The sequence below is a fragment of the Marinobacter salicampi genome, assembly GCF_011074795.1.
Taxonomy (GTDB): domain Bacteria; phylum Pseudomonadota; class Gammaproteobacteria; order Pseudomonadales; family Oleiphilaceae; genus Marinobacter; species Marinobacter salicampi.
Genome location: NZ_JAAMPF010000022.1, coordinates 1 through 16,938, shown reverse-complemented (window position 1 = coordinate 16,938; position 16,938 = coordinate 1). Strand labels below are relative to the sequence as shown.

General features: G+C 54.9%; 29 protein-coding genes. 1 reads left to right on the top strand and 28 read right to left on the bottom strand.

Annotation, left to right across the window (positions count from 1 at the left end):
- Positions 1-118: 118 nt before the first annotated feature.
- Positions 119-2,968, top strand: coding sequence for an excinuclease ABC subunit UvrA (gene uvrA / locus G7W63_RS13110; protein ID WP_166258801.1), 2,850 nt, complete (start codon positions 119-121; stop codon positions 2,966-2,968).
- 70 nt (positions 2,969-3,038) lie between these two features.
- Here the strand turns inward: uvrA and rplQ are convergent, their stop codons facing one another.
- From rplQ to rpsJ, 28 genes are all read right to left on the bottom strand, one after another.
- On the bottom strand, positions 3,039-3,434 hold the full coding sequence (rplQ, locus tag G7W63_RS13105; protein ID WP_166258798.1) for a 50S ribosomal protein L17: 396 nt from the start codon (positions 3,432-3,434) through the stop codon (positions 3,039-3,041).
- A 37-nt stretch (positions 3,435-3,471) separates the two neighbouring features.
- A complete protein-coding gene (locus G7W63_RS13100) occupies positions 3,472-4,476 on the bottom strand; it encodes a DNA-directed RNA polymerase subunit alpha (RefSeq protein ID WP_166258795.1) in 1,005 nt (334 codons plus the stop codon).
- A gap of 35 nt (positions 4,477-4,511) precedes the next feature.
- Positions 4,512-5,132 carry a 30S ribosomal protein S4 gene (gene rpsD / locus G7W63_RS13095; RefSeq protein WP_166258792.1) on the bottom strand — a complete coding sequence of 207 codons (621 nt, stop codon included), beginning with the start codon at positions 5,130-5,132 and terminating at the stop codon, positions 4,512-4,514.
- A 15-nt stretch (positions 5,133-5,147) separates the two neighbouring features.
- Positions 5,148-5,537, bottom strand: coding sequence for a 30S ribosomal protein S11 (gene rpsK, locus G7W63_RS13090; protein ID WP_004580767.1), 390 nt, complete (start codon positions 5,535-5,537; stop codon positions 5,148-5,150).
- Between the two features lie 13 nt (positions 5,538-5,550).
- Positions 5,551-5,907 (bottom strand): 30S ribosomal protein S13, encoded by a 357-nt coding sequence (gene rpsM, locus G7W63_RS13085; RefSeq protein WP_166258789.1) that lies wholly within the window; start codon positions 5,905-5,907, stop codon positions 5,551-5,553.
- Positions 5,908-6,047: 140 nt separating this feature from the next.
- Positions 6,048-6,161: a 50S ribosomal protein L36 gene (gene rpmJ, locus G7W63_RS13080; protein WP_008174902.1), complete on the bottom strand. Its 114-nt coding sequence runs from the start codon at positions 6,159-6,161 to the stop codon at positions 6,048-6,050.
- Positions 6,162-6,191: 30 nt separating this feature from the next.
- Positions 6,192-7,511: a preprotein translocase subunit SecY gene (secY, locus tag G7W63_RS13075; protein WP_166258787.1), complete on the bottom strand. Its 1,320-nt coding sequence runs from the start codon at positions 7,509-7,511 to the stop codon at positions 6,192-6,194.
- Between the two features lie 17 nt (positions 7,512-7,528).
- Complete coding sequence (gene rplO, locus G7W63_RS13070; protein ID WP_166258784.1) at positions 7,529-7,963, bottom strand: 50S ribosomal protein L15; 435 nt, start codon at positions 7,961-7,963, stop codon at positions 7,529-7,531.
- Between the two features lies 1 nt (position 7,964).
- Positions 7,965-8,153, bottom strand: coding sequence for a 50S ribosomal protein L30 (rpmD, locus tag G7W63_RS13065; RefSeq protein ID WP_166258781.1), 189 nt, complete (start codon positions 8,151-8,153; stop codon positions 7,965-7,967).
- Between the two features lie 4 nt (positions 8,154-8,157).
- The gene (rpsE, locus tag G7W63_RS13060) at positions 8,158-8,658 is read right to left on the bottom strand and encodes a 30S ribosomal protein S5 (RefSeq protein WP_166258778.1); all 501 of its coding nucleotides are present in this window, start codon (positions 8,656-8,658) and stop codon (positions 8,158-8,160) included.
- Positions 8,659-8,670: 12 nt separating this feature from the next.
- Entirely contained in the window at positions 8,671-9,018 is a 348-nt protein-coding gene (gene rplR / locus G7W63_RS13055) for a 50S ribosomal protein L18 (RefSeq protein ID WP_166258775.1), read from the bottom strand.
- Positions 9,019-9,027: 9 nt separating this feature from the next.
- On the bottom strand, positions 9,028-9,561 hold the full coding sequence (gene rplF / locus G7W63_RS13050; protein ID WP_166258773.1) for a 50S ribosomal protein L6: 534 nt from the start codon (positions 9,559-9,561) through the stop codon (positions 9,028-9,030).
- Between the two features lie 9 nt (positions 9,562-9,570).
- A complete protein-coding gene (gene rpsH, locus G7W63_RS13045; protein ID WP_166258770.1) occupies positions 9,571-9,963 on the bottom strand; it encodes a 30S ribosomal protein S8 in 393 nt (130 codons plus the stop codon).
- Positions 9,964-10,051: 88 nt separating this feature from the next.
- Positions 10,052-10,357: a 30S ribosomal protein S14 gene (rpsN, locus tag G7W63_RS13040; protein ID WP_166258767.1), complete on the bottom strand. Its 306-nt coding sequence runs from the start codon at positions 10,355-10,357 to the stop codon at positions 10,052-10,054.
- A gap of 12 nt (positions 10,358-10,369) precedes the next feature.
- Positions 10,370-10,909, bottom strand: a complete 540-nt coding sequence (gene rplE / locus G7W63_RS13035; protein ID WP_166258763.1) for a 50S ribosomal protein L5 — start codon at positions 10,907-10,909, stop codon at positions 10,370-10,372.
- Positions 10,910-10,924: 15 nt separating this feature from the next.
- Complete coding sequence (rplX, locus tag G7W63_RS13030) at positions 10,925-11,245, bottom strand: 50S ribosomal protein L24 (RefSeq protein ID WP_166258760.1); 321 nt, start codon at positions 11,243-11,245, stop codon at positions 10,925-10,927.
- A 16-nt stretch (positions 11,246-11,261) separates the two neighbouring features.
- Positions 11,262-11,630 (bottom strand): 50S ribosomal protein L14, encoded by a 369-nt coding sequence (gene rplN / locus G7W63_RS13025; protein WP_152208450.1) that lies wholly within the window; start codon positions 11,628-11,630, stop codon positions 11,262-11,264.
- A 58-nt stretch (positions 11,631-11,688) separates the two neighbouring features.
- Positions 11,689-11,955: a 30S ribosomal protein S17 gene (gene rpsQ / locus G7W63_RS13020; protein WP_166258757.1), complete on the bottom strand. Its 267-nt coding sequence runs from the start codon at positions 11,953-11,955 to the stop codon at positions 11,689-11,691.
- Position 11,956: 1 nt separating this feature from the next.
- Positions 11,957-12,148 carry a 50S ribosomal protein L29 gene (gene rpmC / locus G7W63_RS13015; RefSeq protein WP_166258754.1) on the bottom strand — a complete coding sequence of 64 codons (192 nt, stop codon included), beginning with the start codon at positions 12,146-12,148 and terminating at the stop codon, positions 11,957-11,959.
- Entirely contained in the window at positions 12,148-12,561 is a 414-nt protein-coding gene (gene rplP / locus G7W63_RS13010) for a 50S ribosomal protein L16 (RefSeq protein WP_166258751.1), read from the bottom strand. Before rplP ends, rpmC begins: the two co-directional genes overlap by 1 nt.
- A gap of 12 nt (positions 12,562-12,573) precedes the next feature.
- Positions 12,574-13,257, bottom strand: a complete 684-nt coding sequence (gene rpsC, locus G7W63_RS13005) for a 30S ribosomal protein S3 (protein ID WP_166258748.1) — start codon at positions 13,255-13,257, stop codon at positions 12,574-12,576.
- Between the two features lie 11 nt (positions 13,258-13,268).
- Entirely contained in the window at positions 13,269-13,601 is a 333-nt protein-coding gene (gene rplV, locus G7W63_RS13000; RefSeq protein WP_166258745.1) for a 50S ribosomal protein L22, read from the bottom strand.
- 17 nt (positions 13,602-13,618) lie between these two features.
- Positions 13,619-13,894, bottom strand: coding sequence for a 30S ribosomal protein S19 (gene rpsS, locus G7W63_RS12995; protein WP_166258742.1), 276 nt, complete (start codon positions 13,892-13,894; stop codon positions 13,619-13,621).
- A gap of 23 nt (positions 13,895-13,917) precedes the next feature.
- The gene (gene rplB / locus G7W63_RS12990; RefSeq protein ID WP_166258739.1) at positions 13,918-14,745 is read right to left on the bottom strand and encodes a 50S ribosomal protein L2; all 828 of its coding nucleotides are present in this window, start codon (positions 14,743-14,745) and stop codon (positions 13,918-13,920) included.
- 17 nt (positions 14,746-14,762) lie between these two features.
- Positions 14,763-15,056, bottom strand: coding sequence for a 50S ribosomal protein L23 (gene rplW, locus G7W63_RS12985; RefSeq protein WP_166258736.1), 294 nt, complete (start codon positions 15,054-15,056; stop codon positions 14,763-14,765).
- Positions 15,053-15,658 (bottom strand): 50S ribosomal protein L4, encoded by a 606-nt coding sequence (rplD, locus tag G7W63_RS12980; RefSeq protein ID WP_166258733.1) that lies wholly within the window; start codon positions 15,656-15,658, stop codon positions 15,053-15,055. Before rplD ends, rplW begins: the two co-directional genes overlap by 4 nt.
- Positions 15,659-15,669: 11 nt before the next feature.
- On the bottom strand, positions 15,670-16,308 hold the full coding sequence (gene rplC, locus G7W63_RS12975) for a 50S ribosomal protein L3 (RefSeq protein WP_166258730.1): 639 nt from the start codon (positions 16,306-16,308) through the stop codon (positions 15,670-15,672).
- A 73-nt stretch (positions 16,309-16,381) separates the two neighbouring features.
- The gene (gene rpsJ / locus G7W63_RS12970; protein ID WP_166258727.1) at positions 16,382-16,693 is read right to left on the bottom strand and encodes a 30S ribosomal protein S10; all 312 of its coding nucleotides are present in this window, start codon (positions 16,691-16,693) and stop codon (positions 16,382-16,384) included.
- Between the last annotated feature and the right edge of the window lie 245 nt (positions 16,694-16,938).

Here is a 16,938-nt window from a genome sequence, read left to right as displayed (position 1 = left end):
TGGCAGCGCGCAGGAGCTGACGCCGCGGCGCATTGTAACAGATGCAACTGATCGCGTTTGCATTTCACCGACTTCGGTCGAACGCGGTATACTGATCGCTTTTCTAACGGGGAGTACTATGGATCGTATCCAGATCAAAGGGGCTCGCACCCACAACCTGAAGAACATTGACCTGGATATGCCCCGGGATCGGCTGATCGTCATAACCGGGCTTTCCGGATCTGGCAAATCGTCCCTGGCATTTGACACCTTGTACGCCGAGGGCCAGCGCCGGTACGTGGAGTCCCTATCCACCTATGCCCGGCAATTCCTTTCAATGATGGAAAAGCCTGACGTTGACCACATCGAAGGGCTGTCTCCTGCTATTTCCATTGAGCAGAAATCAACGTCCCACAACCCACGATCTACGGTGGGAACCATCACTGAGATCTACGATTACCTGCGTTTGCTGTTCGCCCGCGCTGGCGAACCCCGCTGTCCGGACCATGGCCAGGCCCTTGAAGCCCAGACGGTCAGTGAAATGGTGGACCAGGTGCTGGCCATGCCGGAAGACAGCAAGTTGATGATTCTGGCGCCGGTTATCCGTGACCGCAAAGGCGAACATCTTAACGTGGTGGAGACTATGCGCAGCCAAGGCTTTATCCGTCTGCGGGTGGACGGCCAGGTCTACGATATCGACGACGTGCCGGCTCTGGATAAAAAGCGCAAGCACCAGATTGATGTTGTGGTTGACCGGTTCAAGGTCAAACCCGGCCTTGAGCAGCGTCTGGCTGAAAGTTTTGAGACGGCCCTAGCCCTGGCCGAGGGTATTGCGCTGGTCGTTCCCATGGAAGGTGAAGGCGAAGAGCACATATTCTCGTCCCGCTATTCCTGCACCCAGTGCGGCTATGCCTTGAGCGAACTGGAACCCAAACTGTTCTCCTTCAACAACCCGGCCGGCGCCTGCCCGACCTGTGACGGACTCGGGGTCAAACAGTTCTTTGATCCGGAAAAAATCATTCAGCATCCCGAAGCCACCCTCGCCGAGGGCGCAATCAAGGGCTGGGACCGCCGTTCGGTCTACTATTTCCAGCTTCTGAGCAGCGTCGCCGAGCACTACGATGTTGATCTGGATACGCCCTTTGTGGATCTCCCGGACGATTTCCGCAAGGCGATCCTCCATGGCTCCGGCTCGGAACATATTATCTTCCGCTACGTGAACTCCCGGGGCCAGGTGGTGGAGAGATCACATCCGTTCGAAGGCATTCTGCCCAACCTTGAACGCCGCTACCGGGAGACGGATTCCCAGGGTATGCGCGAAGAGCTCGCCCGCAACCTGAGCACTCAGCCCTGCGTGGATTGTGGCGGCTCTCGCCTGCGACGCAGCGCCCGCAATGTGTTTATTGACGAGCGGAACCTGCCCGACATTACCACCCTGCCCGTGGGTGAGGCTCATGACTATTTTGACCAGTTGTCCCTGCCCGGGCGGCGCGGACAGATTGCCGACAAGATTCTCAAGGAAGTACGCCAGCGACTCCAGTTCCTGGTCAACGTCGGACTCAACTACCTGACCCTCGAGCGTAGTGCAGACACACTTTCCGGCGGTGAGGCCCAGCGGATACGACTGGCCAGCCAGATCGGCGCCGGACTGGTCGGAGTGATGTATATTCTCGACGAGCCATCCATCGGCTTGCACCAGCGGGACAACGACCGCCTGCTCGCGACCCTTACCCATCTCCGGGATCTGGGTAATACCGTGATCGTCGTGGAGCATGACGAGGATGCGATCCGGGCTGCGGACTATGTCATTGATATTGGTCCCGGCGCGGGTGTTCATGGCGGCCAGATTATTGCCCAGGGCACGCCGGAAGATGTTATTGCCTGCCCTGACTCCCTGACCGGCCAGTACCTGAGTGGCATCAAGGAAATTGCCATACCTGACAGCAGGTCCGCGGGCACCGGGAAGTGCCTCACTCTCACAGGTGCCAGCGGCAATAACCTCCGCAAGGTTGATCTCAGCCTGCCTCTTGGCGTGATGACCTGCGTGACCGGCGTCTCCGGCTCCGGCAAGTCAACACTGATCAACAGCACGCTCTACCCGGTTGCAGCTACCAAGCTTAACAAGGCCACTACCATGACCCATGGCCCTTATGACAAGCTGACCGGGCTGGAACATCTGGACAAGGTTATTGATATCGACCAGAGCCCCATCGGACGAACACCCAGGTCCAACCCGGCGACCTATACGGGCCTGTTCACGCCTATAAGGGAACTATTCGCCGGCACCCAGGAGGCCAGATCACGAGGCTACAAACCGGGCCGCTTCAGCTTCAACGTCAAGGGCGGCCGCTGCGAGGCCTGCCAGGGCGATGGCGTCATCAAGGTTGAGATGCACTTCCTGGCGGATATCTACGTGCCCTGCGACGTCTGCAAGGGCAAGCGCTATAACCGGGAAACCCTTGAGGTCCGCTACAAAGGCAAGAACATTACCGAAGTTCTGGAAATGACCGTGGAGGAAGGCCGGGAATTTTTCGATGCGGTGCCTTTCCTGGCGCGCAAGCTGCAAACCCTGGTGGACGTCGGCTTGTCCTACATCAGGCTGGGCCAGAGTGCCGTCACCCTGTCCGGCGGCGAAGCACAGCGGGTCAAACTGGCCAAGGAACTGTCGAAAAGAGACACTGGCAAGACCCTGTACATTCTGGACGAGCCCACCACAGGCCTGCATTTTTACGACATCCAACAGCTGCTGACAGTGCTGCAACGGCTGCGGGATCACGGCAACACTATCGTAGTTATTGAACACAACCTGGACGTCATCAAGACCGCAGACTGGATCATTGACCTAGGTCCGGAAGGTGGCTCTGGTGGCGGGATGATCATTGCCGAAGGAACACCGGAAGACGTTGCGGAGAACACCGACTCCCACACCGGCCATTACCTCAAGCCCATACTGGCTCGTCATAATGAGCGGGTTAAGCAGACCGGCTGAAGCTGGTGAATATAGGCATAAAAAAAACCGGAGGCATTAGCCTCCGGTTCTTTTTGGCCAACTGCAGATGTTATTCCGCGTCGTCCATTTCTTCCGCTTCCACATCCAACGGACGTCCGATCACTTCGACGTATGCCATAGGGGCATTATCGCCGGCACGGAAGCCGCACTTCAGGACACGGAGGTACCCACCCGGGCGCTCGACAAAACGGGGACCAAGCTCGTTGAACAGCTTGGCAACCGCAGCATCGTCACGCAGGCGTGAAAATGCCAGACGACGATTTGCGACCGAATCTTTCTTTGACAACGTGATCAACGGCTCCGCTACACGGCGAAGTTCCTTCGCCTTGGGCAGCGTTGTCTTGATCAGTTCGTGCTCAACCAGTGACGCAGTCATGTTCCGAAACATGGCCTTGCGATGCGCACTGGTCCTGCTGAACTTACGACCACTTTTACGATGACGCATTGCTCTGATTCCTTACCTTAAACTACTAATTCGGCGATTAACCGCCTAATACCCGGTCGTCGCCACGAAGGCTCGCCGGCGGCCAGTTATCCAGACGCATGCCAAGGGACAGACCGCGGGAGGCCAGAACGTCCTTAATCTCGGTCAGCGACTTCTTACCCAGGTTAGGCGTCTTCAACAGCTCTACTTCTGTGCGTTGGATAAGATCGCCGATGTAGTAAATGTTTTCTGCCTTCAAGCAGTTCGCTGAACGAACCGTCAGCTCCAGATCATCAACCGGGCGCAACAGGATCGGGTCAACTTCTTCCTCTTCCTCAATGCGCTCTGGCTCTTTCTCGTGATCAAAATCAACGAAGACGGCCAATTGCTGCTGGAGAATGGTCGCAGCCCGACGGATCGCTTCTTCCGGATCAATCGTGCCGTTGGTCTCCAGATCGATCACCAGCTTGTCCAGATCCGTACGCTGCTCTACCCGTGCACTTTCCACGGCATAAGAAACGCGACGAACCGGGCTGAAGGTTGAATCCAGCTGCAGGCGTCCGATAGCTCGGGTCTCGTCTTCTTCGAGCCCCCGCTGATCGGCAGCCTCGTAACCGCGACCACGAGCGACCTTCAGGCGCATATTAAGTTCACCATTGGCGCTCAGGTGACAGATAACATGCTCAGGATTCGCAATCTCGACATCGTGATCAAGCTTGATGTCCCCGGCCGTTACAACGCCCGGGCCCTTCTTGCTGATCGAAACCTCAGCCTCATCACGGCTGCCCATGGTTACCGCAACGCCTTTGAGATTCAGAAGAATCTCGATAACGTCTTCCTGGACACCTTCGATGGCGCTGTACTCGTGCAACACGCCGTCAATCTGTGCTTCTGTAACCGCACAGCCCGGCATTGAGGACAAAAGTATACGGCGAAGAGCACTGCCCAATGTGTGTCCGAAACCCCTCTCCAGGGGCTCCAGTGTCACCTTGGCACGCGTGCCGCTTGATTCCTTCACGTCAATGGTACGAGGTGTCAATAACTCGTGTACTGAACGCTGCATAGACGCCCCTATCTGCTCTCGTTGCTAACTCGGCTTTACTTGGAGTAAAGCTCGACGATGAGGTTCTCGTTGATGTCGGCCGGCAACTCAGTGCGCTCTGGCAATGACTTGTATACGCCTGACATCTTGCTGGCGTCGACCTCTACCCAGGTTACCGGGGCGCGGTTGGCAGACAGATCAAGTGCGCCTTTAACACGCAACTGGTTTCTGGCTTTCTCACGCACGCTCACAACATCACCTGGCTGAACCTGATAGGACGGGATGTTTACCACCTTATCGTTCACCAGAATGCTCTTGTGAGACACAAGCTGACGGGACTCTGCACGGGTCGAACCAAAGCCCATGCGATACACTACGTTGTCCAGGCGGGCTTCAAGAAGCTGCAGCAGGTTCTCACCTGTTGCACCCTTGATACGTGCCGCCTCGGCATAGTAATTACGGAACTGCTTTTCCAGGACGCCGTAGATGCGACGCACTTTCTGTTTTTCCCGAAGCTGAACGCCGTACTCAGACAGACGACTGCGACGTGCACCATGCTGCCCCGGAGGGGTTTCGATGTTGCACTTCGAGTCCAGCGCGCGAACGCCGCTCTTCAGAAAAAGATCTGTCCCTTCACGACGAGACAGCTTACATTTTGGACCTATGTAACGTGCCATATCTAACTGTCTCCTTTAAACGCGGCGCTTCTTGGGCGGACGACAGCCGTTATGGGGAATCGGCGTCACATCGGTGATGTTGGTGATCTTGTACCCGCAGCCATTCAGCGCGCGTACAGCGGATTCACGTCCGGGCCCTGGACCCTTAACCTCTACATCCAGGTTTTTAAGGCCGTATTCAGCAGCCGCATTACCGGCTCTTTCAGCTGCTACCTGCGCAGCAAAAGGCGTGCTCTTACGTGACCCACGGAAACCTGAACCACCGGAGGTGGCCCAGGACAGGACGTTGCCCTGCCGATCTGAAATTGTCACGATCGTGTTGTTGAAGGACGCGTGGATGTGCGCGACGCCATCAACAACCGTTTTTTTCACCTTTTTACGGGTACGTGTACCTGGCTTTGCCATGATTGCCTACCTGTTACTTGCGAATAGGTTTGCGAGGACCTTTACGGGTGCGGGCGTTGGTCTTGGTGCGCTGGCCACGGACTGGAAGCCCATGACGATGGCGCAGACCACGGAAGCAACCGAGATCCTTCAAACGCTTAATGTTCATCTGAACTTCACGACGCAGATCGCCTTCAACAGACAGCTTGCCCACTTCAGTACGAAGTGACTCAAGTTGCTCGTCGGACAGGTCCTTGACCTTGACGTCCGGCTTGACGCCGGTTGCATCGCAAAGCTTCTGGGCTGCCGTCTTCCCGACTCCGAAAATATAAGTCAGTGAGACAACAGCATGTTTGTGATCGGGTATATTGACACCGGCTATACGTGCCATCCAAATTACTCCGCGTTCAAAGCTTTGCTGTGTGAATTTTCCGCCACAAAAAGGGCGCGAAATAATAGCGCCTGACCTCGAAAAGGTCAAGCGCTACTATTCCGTACCCCTTGCGATTCGGGAGAGTTCCAGTATGGATCTCAGCCCTGACGCTGCTTGTGGCGAGGCTCCGAGCAAATGACTCTCACTGAGCCATTGCGACGAATTACTTTGCAGTTACGGCAAATTTTCTTTACCGAAGCGCGTACTTTCATTGTCGACTCCAGTTTTCAAATAGAACTGTATCAGTTCCGACTATAGCCTTTGAGATTGGATTTCTTCATCAGCGATTCATACTGATGGGACATCAGGTGCGACTGAACCTGGGCCATGAAATCCATCACCACGACTACAACAATCAGCAGTGAGGTGCCACCCAGATAGAAGGGCACATTCCCGGCTACCATCAGAAACTGAGGAAACAGGGACACCGCTGCGATGTACATTGCACCAAACAGAGTCAGGCGCGTTAAAACACCATCGATGTATTTGGCTGTCTGATCACCCGGACGGATCCCCGGGATGAACGCCCCTGAGCGCTTGAGGTTATCCGCTACTTCCTTGGGGTTATACATCAACGCCGTATAGAAGAAGCAAAAGAACACAACCGCAGCAGCAAACAGGATGATGTACAGGGGCTGACTTGGCGCCAGAGCCTGAGACACATCACTCAGCCAATCCATACCCTCGCCCTGGCCAAACCACTGACCCAGCGACGCCGGGAACAACAGTATAGACGATGCGAAGATGGGCGGAATAACACCCGCCATATTCACTTTCAGCGGCAAATGGCTGGACTGTTGGGCAAACACCTTACGCCCTTGCTGCCGCTTCGCGTAGTTGATCGTCAAACGCCGCTGACCACGCTCCATGAACACCACAAAACCTACCACCGCAATCGCCAGAATACCGATACCCAGGACCAGCAGAAGGCTCATTTCGCCATTGCGGGCCTGCACCAGCGTCTGGCCGATCGCCCCCGGCAAGCCGGCTACGATACCTGCGAAAATCAGCAACGAGATACCGTTGCCAACACCGCGCTCGGTGATCTGCTCACCCAGCCACATCATGAACACGGCACCACTGACGAAGGACACCACCGCCACAAAGTGGAAGCTGAAGCTATCGTTAAACGTTACGCCCTGGGACGCCAGTCCGACCGATATACCCATGCCCTGAATCAGGGCAAGCACCACCGTGCCGTACCGTGTGTATTGGCTGATTTTACGACGGCCAGACTCACCCTCTTTCTTCAACTGCTCAAGGGTCGGGTTAACCGCCGTCATGAGCTGCATGATAATTGAAGCAGAGATGTAAGGCATGATCCCCAGGGCAAAGATACTCATTCGCTCCAGGGCACCACCAGAAAACATATTGAACAGACTCAGAATGGTATCCTGATTCTGTTCAAACAACGCCGCCAGACGATCCGGGTTGATCCCGGGCACTGGAATATGGGCACCTATCCGGTACACCAACAGTGCCAGGAAGACAAACCAGAGCCGCGATCGCAGCTCTGCCAGTCCTTTTCCCGCGCCCGCAGGCAATGATGCTGTCTTGGCCATTTAGCCCTCGACTCGTCTTAGTCTTCGACTTTACCGCCCGCGGCCGAAATGGCCTCGCGAGCGCCTTTTGTCACCTTAAGACCTTTGACGGTCACAGGACGGGTCAACTCACCTGACATGATCACCTTGGCGAAACGGATTTCGTCGCGAATGATATCAGCCTTTTTAAGGGCAGCAAGATCGACCACATCACCTTCTACCTTGGCCAGTTCGTGCAGACGAATCTCGACCACATAACGCGCCTGGCGTGATGTGAAACCGAACTTCGGCAGACGACGGGCCAACGGCTGCTGGCCGCCTTCAAAGCCTGGCGCGACACTGCCGCCTGACCGGGCCTTCAGACCCTTGTGACCGCGGCCGGCCGTTTTACCAAGACCGCTACCGATACCCCGGCCTACGCGCTTTGCGGAAGGCCGTGAACCGGGCTCTGGACTAAGCTCGTTAAGACGCATCTTAGTTCTCCTCAACCCGTACCATGTAATAAACCCGGTTAACCATGCCGCGAACTGAAGGCGTATCTTCCAGCTCTACGGTATGCCCAATCCGACGAAGACCCAATCCCTTTACACAGGCTTTGTGCTTGGGCTGGCAGCCGATTGGGCTGCGGGTCAGTGTTACTTTGAATGTTTTTGCGTTCGCCATGACTTCAACCCAGAATGTCTTCCACGGTCTTGCCGCGCTTGGCTGCGATATCTTCCGGCGCATGCATTGCCTGAAGACCCTTGATAGTGGCACGGACTACGTTGACCGGATTGGTCGAGCCGTAACACTTTGACAGTACGTTCTGAACACCTGCCACTTCCAGCACGGCACGCATGGCGCCGCCGGCGATAATACCGGTACCTTCTGAGGCTGGCTGCATGTATACCTTGGAGGCGCCATGATTGGCCCTGATGGCATATTGCAGTGTGGTACCGTCGAGCGGTACGTCGATCATGTTCTTGCGCGCAGCTTCCATGGCTTTCTGGATCGCAACAGGCACTTCACGTGCCTTACCTCGCCCAAAGCCCACACGGCCTTTGCCATCACCGACCACAGTCAGGGCGGTAAAAGCAAAGATACGACCACCTTTGACCACTTTCGCGACACGGTTGACCTGAACCAGCTTCTCCTGGAGCTCAGGCGCCTTCTGTTCGTTAACGCTCATCTTCTCCACCTCTTAGAATTGCAAGCCAGCTTCACGAGCCGCGTCGGCAAGAGCCTGTACGCGACCATGATAACGGTAACCGGAGCGGTCAAATGCCACCTGCTCCACTCCTGCCGCCTTGGCGCGTTCAGCGATCAGCTGTCCGACCTTTTTAGCGGCGTCCACGTTACCGGTTGCACCCTGGCGCAAGTCCTTATCCAACGTGGAGGCAGCGGCAATTACCTTACTGCCGTCTGCTGTTGTGATCTGGGCGTACATATGCCGCGGTGTACGATGTACACAGAGACGATTAGCACCCAGTTCACGGATCTTGATGCGCACTTTACGTGCGCGACGCAATCTTTCGTTATTCGCGCTCATAGTCCCGCCTTATTTCTTCTTGGCTTCTTTACGTCTGACCTGCTCATCCGCATACCGAACACCTTTACCCTTGTAGGGCTCTGGTGGACGGAAGGCACGGATTTCAGCAGCGACCTGGCCAACCTGTTGCTTGTCAAACCCACGGATAACTACTTCCGTCTGGGTCGGTGTTTCTGCGGTAATACCCTCAGGCAGCTCATACTCTACCGGGTGTGAAAACCCCAGCGTCAGATTGAGCTTCTTACCCTGGGACTGGGCACGATAACCAACGCCCACCAGCTGGAGCTTTCGCTCGAAGCCAACAGAAACACCAGTAACCATGTTATTTACAAGTGCACGGGTTGTGCCTGCAAGAGCACGGGACTGTTTCGCGCCGTCGCGGGCAGCAAAGCGAAGGGTATTTTCTTCCTGCTTGACTTCAACGACGTTATGCACGGTGAATTGAAGTGCTCCCATGGAGCCCTTCACATTAATTTCCTGTCCGTTCAGCTTAACCTCAACACCGGAAGGCAGCACGACAGGATTATTGGCAACCCTGGACATGTGATTCTCCTAAAAGACGGTGCAGATGACTTCGCCACCCACGCCTGCAACACGTGCAGCGCGGTCTGTCATTACGCCCTTGGACGTAGAGACAATCGCGACCCCCAAACCACCGGATACTTTCGGCAGTTCCCCAGCGCCCTTGTACTGGCGCAGACTCGGTCTACTGACTCGCTTGATTTCCTCAATAACCGGCTTGCCCTCGAAATACTTGAGGGTGATGGTCAGTTCGGGTTTCGCGTCAGCTGAAACGGCAAAATCCTGAACGTAGCCTTCGTCCTTGAGGACCTGGGCCACGGAGATTTTCATTTTTGAAGACGGCATGGCCACATCGGCCTTGGCTGCCATCTGGGCATTGCGGATGCGAGTGAACATATCCGCAAGCGTATCTTGCATGCTCATTGGTATGAGGCTCCTGATCTTTTTAGTTGTGCAGCGGTGATTTACCGCACCGCTTACCAACGGACACCGGATAACTCCAGTGTCGCTGTTACCAGCTGGCCTTGGTCAGCCCAGGGACGTCGCCACGCATGCCCGCTTCACGTAACTTGATACGTGACAGACGGAACTTACGCAGAACACCATGGGGCCGGCCAGTCATCTGACAACGGTTACGAAGGCGAACCGGGCTCGCATCACGGGGCAGCTTCTGAAGCTTTACCTGTGCGTCCCAGCGCTCATCGTCGCTGATATTCGGGTTCTTGATAATCGCCTTGAGTTCAGCGCGCTTGGTCGCATACTTCGCTACCGTTTCTTCACGCTTGAGCTCGCGATTCTTCATGGAAACCTTAGCCATTACATTCGTTCCTTATTTCTTGAACGGAAAGCCAAACGCTTTCAGCAATTCGCGGCCTTCGTCATCGGTTCCAGCAGAGGTCGTAATGGTGATATCCATGCCGCGGATCTTGTCGACTTTGTCGTACTCGATCTCCGGAAAGATGATCTGCTCACGCACACCCATGCTGTAATTGCCGCGGCCATCAAAGGATTTCGGATTCAGACCACGAAAGTCACGAACACGGGGAATCGCAATGTGAACCAGACGATCGAAAAAGTCCCACATACGCTCGCCGCGCAGCGTTACCTTACAACCGATCGGCCAACCTTCACGGATCTTGAAACCCGCAACCGACTTCTTGGCCTTGGTTACAACGGCTTTCTGACCTGCCAGACGCTCGAGATCTGCCACAGCATTCTCGATCAGCTTCTTGTCACCTACCGCTTCACCGACACCCATGTTAAGGGTGATTTTTTCAATACGCGGCACCTGCATGATGTTCTTGTAGCTGAACTCTTTCTGCAGGGCTGGTATTACTTCCTGTTTGTACTGCTCTTTCATATTAAGCATCGTAACCACCACCGCTTACTGGTTATCGACGACTTCTTTCGTGGACTTAAAGATCCGCGTTTTCGCTCCGTCTTCCTTGATCTGGAAGCCGACACGATCGGCTTTGCCGGTCTGCGGATTAAAAATAGCCACGTTGGAAGCCTGGATAGGTGCTTCTTTTTCGACGATGCCACCAGGGGTGCCGACCATCGGGTTGGGCTTGGTGTGCTTCTTGATCATGTTGATCCCGGAAACAACCACCTTACCATCGTCCTGAACTTTCAGGACTTTACCACGTTTGCCTTTATCTTTCCCCGTGGTGACGATTACTTCGTCATCTCGTTTAATCTTTTTCATAACCGGCCTCTAGTCCTTACAGTACTTCGGGTGCCAGCGAAATAATCTTCATGAACTTTTCATTACGCAGTTCCCGTGTCACAGGCCCGAAAATACGGGTACCGATGGGGGCGTCCTGGTTGTTCAGAAGTACAGCCGCATTACCGTCGAAGCGAATCAACGATCCGTCCGGGCGGCGTACGCCCTTACGGGTGCGCACGACAACAGCTTTCAGGACCTGGCCTTTTTTCACTTTACCGCGGGGGATGGCTTCCTTGACGGTTACCTTGATGATATCCCCAACGCTGGCATAACGCCGATGTGAACCGCCCAGGACCTTGATGCACATAACACGACGTGCACCACTGTTGTCCGCGACTTCAAGCATTGTTTGAGTCTGAATCATGGTTATTCTCCAGCAGAAACCACTTTGCCGTTACGACAAGACTCACCGTCCGGGCGAGTTACACCTTCGATGCGCGTTCGACGACATCGACCAGAGCCCAGCTTTTGGTCTTTGAGACCGGGCGGGTTTCTTCGATCGTTACGATGTCACCAATGTTGCACTGATTGTTCTCGTCATGAGCGTGAATTTTGGTCGAACGCTTCAGGTACTTCCCATACAGGGGGTGCTTAACCTGACGCTCCACCAGAACCACGATGGATTTCTCCATCTTGTTGCTCACGACCTTGCCGCTCAGGGTTCTGGCAGTTTTGGTAGCTTCGGTCATGTTACTGTCCTGCCTTTTCATTCAAAACCGTTTTGACGCGAGCGATGTCACGCTTCACCTTGCCGGCGAGGTGCGACTGATTCAGCTGGCCTGTCGCCTTACGCATGCGCAGGTTGAACTGCTCTTTACGCAGATCGATCAGATCTTTGTTCAGCTCGTCGACTGATTTATCACGCAGCTCTGTTGCTTTCATCACATCACCGTCCTCGTAACAAAGGTGGTCGACACAGGCAGCTTTGCAGCGGCCAGCGTGAAGGCTTCACGCGCGACATCCTCAGGAACGCCTTCCATCTCGTACAACATACGGCCAGGCTGAATTTCAGCTACCCAGTACTCGACAGAACCCTTACCTTTACCCATACGTACTTCAAGCGGCTTACCAGTGATCGGCTTGTCAGGGAAGATCCGTATCCAGATCTTTCCGCCCCGCTTGATGCGACGTGTCATGGTACGACGTGCGGCCTCAATCTGACGCGCATTTATACGCCCCCGAGACGTCGCTTTCAATCCGTACTCACCGAAGCTCACCCTGTTAGCGCGGTGCGCCAGACCGGTGTTACGGCCTTTCATTACCTTGCGAAATTTGGTGCGTTTTGGCTGCAGCATACGAGTGCCCCTTTACTTAGAACCTTTCTTGGGAGAGGCCTTCTTGTCAGCACGGACCTGCTCCATACCACCAAGAATCTCACCTTTGAAGATCCATACCTTGACGCCGATAATGCCGTAAGTGGTCTTCGCTTCATAAGTCGCGTAATCAATATCTGCACGCAGGGTGTGCAGAGGAACGCGGCCTTCGCGGTACCACTCGGAACGGGCGATTTCAGCACCCCCAAGACGTCCGCCTACCTGAATCTTGATACCCTTCGCGCCCTGACGGATAGCGTTCTGAACCGCACGCTTCATGGCGCGACGGAACATAACACGACGTTCGAGCTGACCGGCTACGTTTTGCGCAACCAGGCGGGCATCCAGGTCCGGCTTGCGGACTTCTTCGATGTTGATGTGCACAGGCACACCCATCATGTCGCTGACTTCGCGACGCAGACGGTCAACATCTTCACCCTTTTTCCCGATAACAATACCCGGGCGGGCGGTATGGATCGTGATACGGGCGTTCTGAGCAGGGCGCTCGATCACAATCTTGCTGACAGACGCCTTCACCAGACGCTTGTCCAGAAACTCACGAACCCTGATGTCGTTCAACAGGTTGTTCGAATATTCCCTCTTCTCGGCGTACCAGACTGAGTTGTGCTCTTTAATCACACCCAGCCGAAAACCGGTCGGATTTACTTTATGACCCATCTGAGCATCTCCTACTTGTCGGCGACCTTGACGGTTATATGGCAGGTGCGCTTGAAAATCCGATCAGCGCGCCCCTTGGCTCTCGCCTTGATACGCTTGAGCGTCGGACCTTCGTCCACCATGATGGTGGCAACCCGCAACTCGTCAACGTCCAGACCTTCGTTATGCTCAGCATTGGCAATAGCAGACTCAAGAGCTTTCTTGATAACTGTTGCTGCCTTTTTTGGGCTGAAAGTCAGAATGTTCAGGGCGTCCTCGACAGCCTTACCGCGAACCTGGTCGGCGACAAGACGTGCTTTCTGAGCAGAGAGGCGAGCGCCCTTGTACTTAGCCGCTACTTCCATTTTTATTCCCCTCGCGATCAGCGTTTAGCTTTCTTGTCAGCAGCATGGCCACGGTAGGTACGCGTTGCCGCGAACTCACCCAGTTTATGCCCGACCATATCTTCGGTTACAAAAACCGGCACATGTTGCTTGCCGTTGTGGACTGCAATCGTCAGGCCTACCATCTCTGGGAATACGGTAGAACGACGCGACCAGGTTTTGATTGGTCGCTTGTCGTTCGATTCCAGAGCTGCCTCGACCTTCTTCAACAGATGCAGGTCTATAAAAGGACCTTTCTTTAAAGAACGTGGCACAGCAATTACCTCTATGTAGTCGTTTACTTGGCCGAACGACGACGTACTATCATTCTGTCAGTACGCTTGTTCTTACGAGTCTTATGCCCTTTGGTCGGAACACCCCAAGGAGTAACAGGGTGACGTCCACCAGAGGTACGCCCTTCACCACCACCATGCGGGTGGTCAACTGGGTTCATAGCAACACCACGTACTGTTGGCCGTTTGCCGCGCCAACGTGATGCACCCGCTTTACCAAGCTGCTTGAGACTGTGTTCACTGTTGGAGACTTCACCCAACGTGGCGCGACAGTCCACAAGCACCTTACGCATTTCACCTGACCGAAGACGTATAGTTGCATACGCACCTTCACGAGCGACCAGCTGTACGGATGCGCCCGCACTTCGGGCCAGCTGGGCGCCTTTGCCAGGCTTGAGTTCGACGCAGTGAATTACGGAACCGACCGGAATATTCCGGAGCGGCAACGTGCTTCCCACTTTAATCGGCGCGTCGATGCCGGAGCGCACAGGATCTCCAATCTTCACACCTTTGGGAGCGATAATGTAGCGACGCTCGCCATCGGTGTACTTAAGGAGCGCAATGTGCGCCGAGCGGTTAGGATCATACTCCAGGCGCTCAATAGTCGCCGGAATGCCATCCTTGGTCCGCTTAAAGTCGATGATACGGTAGTGCTGCTTGTGGCCACCGCCAACGTGACGAGTGGTGATACGGCCAACATTGTTACGCCCACCGGATTTACTTTGCTTCTCAACCAACGGCTCGTAAGGGCTGCCTTTGTGCAGGTCAGGGTTGTAGAGCTTTACAACGTGACGGCGGCCAGGAGATGTTGGCTTGGTTTTGACGATCGGCATATTACGACCCCTTTACCTTATTCCACATCCAGAAAATCGATGTCCTGACCTTTCGCAAGCTGAACATAAGCCTTGCGAATGTCATTACGCTTACCGAACCCACGAGCAGTGCGCTTGAGCTTGCCCTTGCGGTTCATAATCTGAACACCTTCGACAGTAACGCTGAACAGCTGCTCAACGGCCTTTTTCACTTCCGGCTTGGTTGCGTCCGGCGCTACCCGAAAGACGACCTGGCTGTTTTCAGCAGCCATGGAGGTCTTTTCAGACACGTGCGGCCCCAACAGAACCTGATAGATTCGTTCCTGATTCATCCCAGCATCTCCTCAATCTTCTTAAGAGCCGGAACGGTCACCACTACCTTTTCAAAGGCCACCAGGCTAACTGGATCAAGTCCGGCCACATCGCGCACATCAATGTGAGGCACATTGCGAGCCGCCAGGTGAAGGTTCTGCTCAACACTTTCTGATAGGATCAGGGCATTGCTCAAGCCGAGATCCTTGAGCTTGGCACTGAAGGCTTTGGTTTTTGGGCTATCAACCGAGAAGTCGTCAACGACAACAAGACGCTCCTGGCGTACCAGCTCGGAAAAAATCGAGCAAAGCGCCGCACGGTACATCTTGCGGTTAACCTTCTGCTCATAGCTCCGGGGCTTGGCAGCAAAGGTAACGCCACCTGAACGCCACAGCGGACTGCGGATGGTGCCAGCACGGGCACGACCGGTACCCTTCTGGCGCCATGGCTTCTTACCACCGCCACGCACTTCTGAGCGGGTTTTCTGGGCACTAGTACCCTGGCGACCACCAGCCATATAGGCAGTGACAACCTGATGGACCAGCGCTTCGTTAAAATCTTTGGCGAATGCAGCTTCGGAAACCGAAATCCCCTTGCCGCTACCTGTAATTGTCAATTCCATCGCACCGCTCCTCAGGCTTTAACTGCTGGCTTGATGACAACGTTGCTGCCCGTCGCACCAGGAACGGCGCCACGAATCAGAAGCAAGTTGCGCTCAGCGTCGACACGGACCACCCGAAGGTTCTGCACGGTAACCTGTGCATTACCCATCTGACCCGCCATCTTTTTGCCCTTGAATACCTTACCCGGGGTCTGGTTCTGACCAATGGAGCCCGGTGCACGGTGAGACAGGGAGTTACCGTGAGTGGCGTCCTGCATGGCAAAGTTCCAGCGCTTCACGCCGCCCTGGAAGCCTTTACCCTTGGACTGACCAGTGGCATCAACCACCTGACCTTCTTCAAAGACTGTCGCGAGAATCTCGCCGCCCGCTGCCAGGTCTTCGCCTTCGCCATCAGCAAGACGGAATTCCCACAGCCCGCGACCAGCTTCAACGCCAGCTTTCGCGAAATGACCTGCCGCACTCTTGGCGACACGAGAGGAGCGACGCTTACCCACGGTTACCTGAACCGCACGGTAGCCATCTGTTTCGAGGGTTTTCAGTTGGGTAATGCGGTTGGCTTCAACCTCAATTACCGTTACAGGCAGAGACTGCCCATCTTCCGTAAAAATACGGGTCATACCGGCCTTGCGACCGACAATTCCAATTGCCATGTTTCACCTCTAAGTGTACGGGGCTCTCACCCTCTATGGCCTTCTGACAGTTACACTGGTTAACGCTAAAGCATTAACCGAGGCTGATCTGAACGTCTACACCCGCTGCAAGATCAAGCTTCATCAGAGCATCTACTGTCTTTTCCGTTGGCTCGACGATGTCGAGCAAACGCTTGTGTGTACGAATCTCGTACTGATCACGCGCATCTTTATTGACGTGCGGTGAAACCAGGACGGTGTACTTTTCCTTCCGCGTCGGCAGAGGGATCGGTCCACGTACCTGAGCGCCGGTACGTTTTGCTGTATCGACGATCTCCTGCGTTGACTGATCGATCAGGCGATAATCGAACGCCTTCAACCGAATTCTGATTTTTTGGCTTTGCATTTGCACCAAACTCCACTCGTAGCAGCTACTTTAGCCGACCTTAAAAAAAGGAGCCGCATTGTATGCAGAATGCCCAACCCTGTCAAGCAGGGTTATAGAGAACCAGCAGCGCAGACAATAGACTCCGGATAGAAAAAGGGGCTGCAACCTGCAGCCCCTCTTCTGCAATGAACCGAGCGAGTCTTACTCGACGATCTTTGCAACAACCCCGGCGCCAACAGTACGGCCGCCTTCACGAATCGCAA